Origin of the sequence: Acidiphilium sp. 20-67-58, from assembly GCF_002255515.1 — a bacterium.
In the GTDB taxonomy this organism is placed as follows: domain Bacteria; phylum Pseudomonadota; class Alphaproteobacteria; order Acetobacterales; family Acetobacteraceae; genus Acidiphilium.
The window spans coordinates 1-3,010 of sequence record NZ_NCAS01000081.1; the positions used below are offsets into that span (position 1 = coordinate 1).

General features: G+C 61.1%; 3 protein-coding genes and 2 pseudogenes. 1 reads left to right on the forward strand and 4 read right to left on the reverse strand.

From position 1 onward, the window contains the following. Nucleotides 1-39: 39 nt before the first annotated feature. Together B7Z76_RS15855 and B7Z76_RS15860 are read right to left on the reverse strand one after the other, a co-directional pair. Complete coding sequence (locus B7Z76_RS15855; RefSeq protein WP_291345203.1) at nt 40-420, reverse strand: type II toxin-antitoxin system death-on-curing family toxin; 381 nt, start codon at nt 418-420, stop codon at nt 40-42. Further along, on the reverse strand, nt 417-662 hold the full coding sequence (locus B7Z76_RS15860) for a hypothetical protein (RefSeq protein WP_291345205.1): 246 nt from the start codon (nt 660-662) through the stop codon (nt 417-419). Before B7Z76_RS15860 ends, B7Z76_RS15855 begins: the two co-directional genes overlap by 4 nt. Before the next feature lie 116 nt (nt 663-778). Here B7Z76_RS15860 and B7Z76_RS15865 point away from each other — a divergent pair. After that, nucleotides 779-922: pseudogene (locus tag B7Z76_RS15865) on the forward strand (transposase); the annotation flags it as partial. Between the two features lie 427 nt (nt 923-1,349). On the opposite strand, the gene B7Z76_RS15870 reads toward B7Z76_RS15865, so the two are convergent. Both B7Z76_RS15870 and B7Z76_RS15875 read right to left on the reverse strand, forming a co-directional pair. Beyond that, nucleotides 1,350-2,174 carry a hypothetical protein gene (locus tag B7Z76_RS15870; RefSeq protein WP_291345207.1) on the reverse strand — a complete coding sequence of 275 codons (825 nt, stop codon included), beginning with the start codon at nt 2,172-2,174 and terminating at the stop codon, nt 1,350-1,352. Between the two features lie 246 nt (nt 2,175-2,420). Beyond that, a pseudogene (locus tag B7Z76_RS15875) lies at nt 2,421-3,010 on the reverse strand (relaxase); the annotation flags it as partial.

The following is a 3,010-nucleotide window of genomic DNA, read 5'->3' on the forward strand; positions in this document are numbered from 1 at the left end:
CCCGCCAGCAGCCCCAATTTTGCTACGGCAGGAGAATCATCAGGCGTCAGGCCGCACCACCACCCGCCGCAGCCAGACGACCAGCGGCTCAAAGCTGAAACCGTTCGCTTCATACAGACTGACGATAAAATCGTAAGTCTCATCTGGATCGGCCTGCACCCCAGCGCCATTGATAACCAGGAAGGTATAGGTGGCAGCAAAGGCCGTTCGTTTATTGCCGTCGATGAACGGATGATTCTGCGCCAGACTCTCCCACAAGGCGGCAGCCTCGTTGATCAGATCGGCATAATATCCCGTCTGTGGGCGATACAAGGCCGCCTCCAGCTGGCCAGGGTCACGCACGCCATGAGCGCCACCGTAGCGATCGATTTGGTCTGCATGGATAGCCAGAACCTCGATGACGGTCAGATAGTCTGTCATTCAGCCAGCTTTTTATAGAGCGTCCCGAATTTTTCGTGGCTCGCCTGATAGGCGGCCATCACATTGGCGCGGGGTCGGCCATGCTTGCGCTTTTCAATCAGGTCGGCGAGCGCCTCATCCACCAGCACTTGCAACTGCCGCCCCTCGCTTTGCCGCCCCTCGCTTTGGGCGAGTTGGCGGACGGCGGAGAGAATCTCGGAATTCACCTGGGTCGCAAATTTTTCACGGGTTTGGGCTGCCATGATATATCTCCAATCTTTCCTTGATTTATCATGATACGTCATGAAGTATCAAGACGCTGTATGGCTCTCGTATCCACATCGGGTATGTCGAGCGTTGACGGTCGGCGCAGCCATAGGAAGGGCGGCTTTTCCACGGCTATTACGACTGCTTCTGCTACCTGCCGCTCTACGTCTTCTGCGGCCAACATCTGCTGGCGGCCAAACTGTGGCGATCGAACATCGATGCTGCCGCCGGCGCCGTCGAGGAGATCGCGCGAATTTCGCTCCTGAAAAACCTCGGAATATCAACGCCAAAGAAGCTGCTCGCCGTCATCGAGCCGCCGCAGGCCAACGCCGCCGCTTAGGCACACGCCCCGAATCCGAATCGAAGATCCATCGCCAAACAGCCGATATTTCCTCACATGTGCCCCATGACCGCGAACCCGGGTCGGGCGGAGTGAGGTTGCGACCACGCACTCAGGAGACGAACCATGCAGTCCATCACTGAACGACATGAAGGAGAGCATCAGGATCTGGGGTACTCTGGGACGACTGGGACGAAAGGCGGTAATCTGGCCGGATGAAACGACAGGCTGAAGCCGACGGTCGCGGTAGCACCCTCGCCAGAGGCCGCCGTGAGCGCCGACGCGGTGCTGCAGGTTAAAGTCTCGACCGAGTTATGAGCAGATACCATTCCAGAACCGGGGATCACTGTTTCCACTTGCCGCCAGCGCTTCTGCCCGGTGGCCTTGGCACCAGGGTGGACGTGACCCGTGTCAGCCACTCGATGGCGCCGGGCGTGGCGCGCCAGGCGGCTCCGTTGTCCTTGGCATATTCGCCGGCCTCATCCTCTCCACCCAGCGTGATATACCCGTCCTGCGAGGCAATCACCGGATGTCGCCCAGACAGGATCTCCGGCACATAGCTGTTTTCCGCCCAAGCTTCTTCCGCCAACCTGTCAGCCGTCGGACTACCCTCCCGAAAGGCCAGCAACGCCCGCGTATAGAGCCACATCGCGGTGCCGTCGTCTTCATACTGCCCCAGCAGCTGTTTCAGGGCATCCGTATGCCCAAGCGACAGAAGATAGCCGCTCAGCAAATAGCGAATGCCCTGATTATCATTCGGGTTGAGCTCAAGCATCGCCTGGCAATGCCCGATCGCCTCCTGATGCTGGCCCATCGCCCAGAGCACCACCGCAAGACCTTGCCGGGCCCGCATATACGGCCGGGTCTCCAGAAATCCCCAAAAATGTCCCGCATATTCCTTGAACCCTTCAGGACCGATCGCTTTCTGTCCCGCCTCGACCCCCAGCCGATAAAAGGCCAATGCCTGCTCGACCGACCGGGCTTCCTCTCCCGCAAGAAGCACATAGGCGTCGGCACAGAGCGGAGATATCGCGAGCGCCTGCTTTGCCAGCCTGATCCGCTCCCGCCGGTCCGTCGCGTCCCATGCTTGATACATGACGTTCTGGGCAGCCGAGATCGGATCGGCGTCTTTCGCTCCCCCGAACCGCCCCGCCATCATCCCTTCCATACCCCGTCGGTCGGGCAATGGTGGTACGGGGCTGTTGGGGTTCGTGCCATGGGATTTCCGGAGAGGTTTTTTCCGTGGCTTTTTCGATACGGGCAAATGCATCTCCATTCCACTTGGACTGGCGCCAACGCTTCGATCACCGCCTGGTCCTGTGATTGGCGCCTTGCTTGTGTCCATCCGGCAAAGCGGCAGCTTCTGATGAGACTGAGTTGGTCCCGATGATGAGGACAGGCGTCGGCTAGATCATCATATTTCCATCCCCCGCCCCTGTCGATGGTTTGCCTCGCGGGTTGATCTCTGCCGTTCCGCCTGCTTTTCCAGCGCGGCCTCCCGGGCCCTGGCGACTTCGGCGGCCTGCTGCCGTGCCTGCTCGAGGGTTTTCTGGCGCGCTCGTTCGCGGCTGATATCGCTCACCGGCATGTCCCGCTGCCGCCCAGGCTCATCCGCTGATCCGCGCGCCAGCACGCTGCGGGCGCTCTGCCGCTCTGCCCAACGGGACCAGGCAGCAGACAACTTCTCCCGATCATCGGTGATGATCCTCAGACCGGAGCGCTCGCGCGACGCCGCCACATAGGCGGTCTGCGCCGTCGCCACCCGGCCGGCCTCACCCACCACGATCGTCCGCTCCACCGTCGCCCCCTGGCTGCTGTGGATGGTCCGGCAATAACCATGATCGATTGCCTGTGCCCGGTCCATGCTGATACGGATTTCTGCACCGGCATCACTGCGCACCCTCACCTCGCCCCGTGCCCGGTCCAGCCCGGTCACCATCCCGCCCATGCCGTTGTTGACGCCAAGAGCTCGGTCGTTCTCCCGGAACACGATCCGCTCGCCCT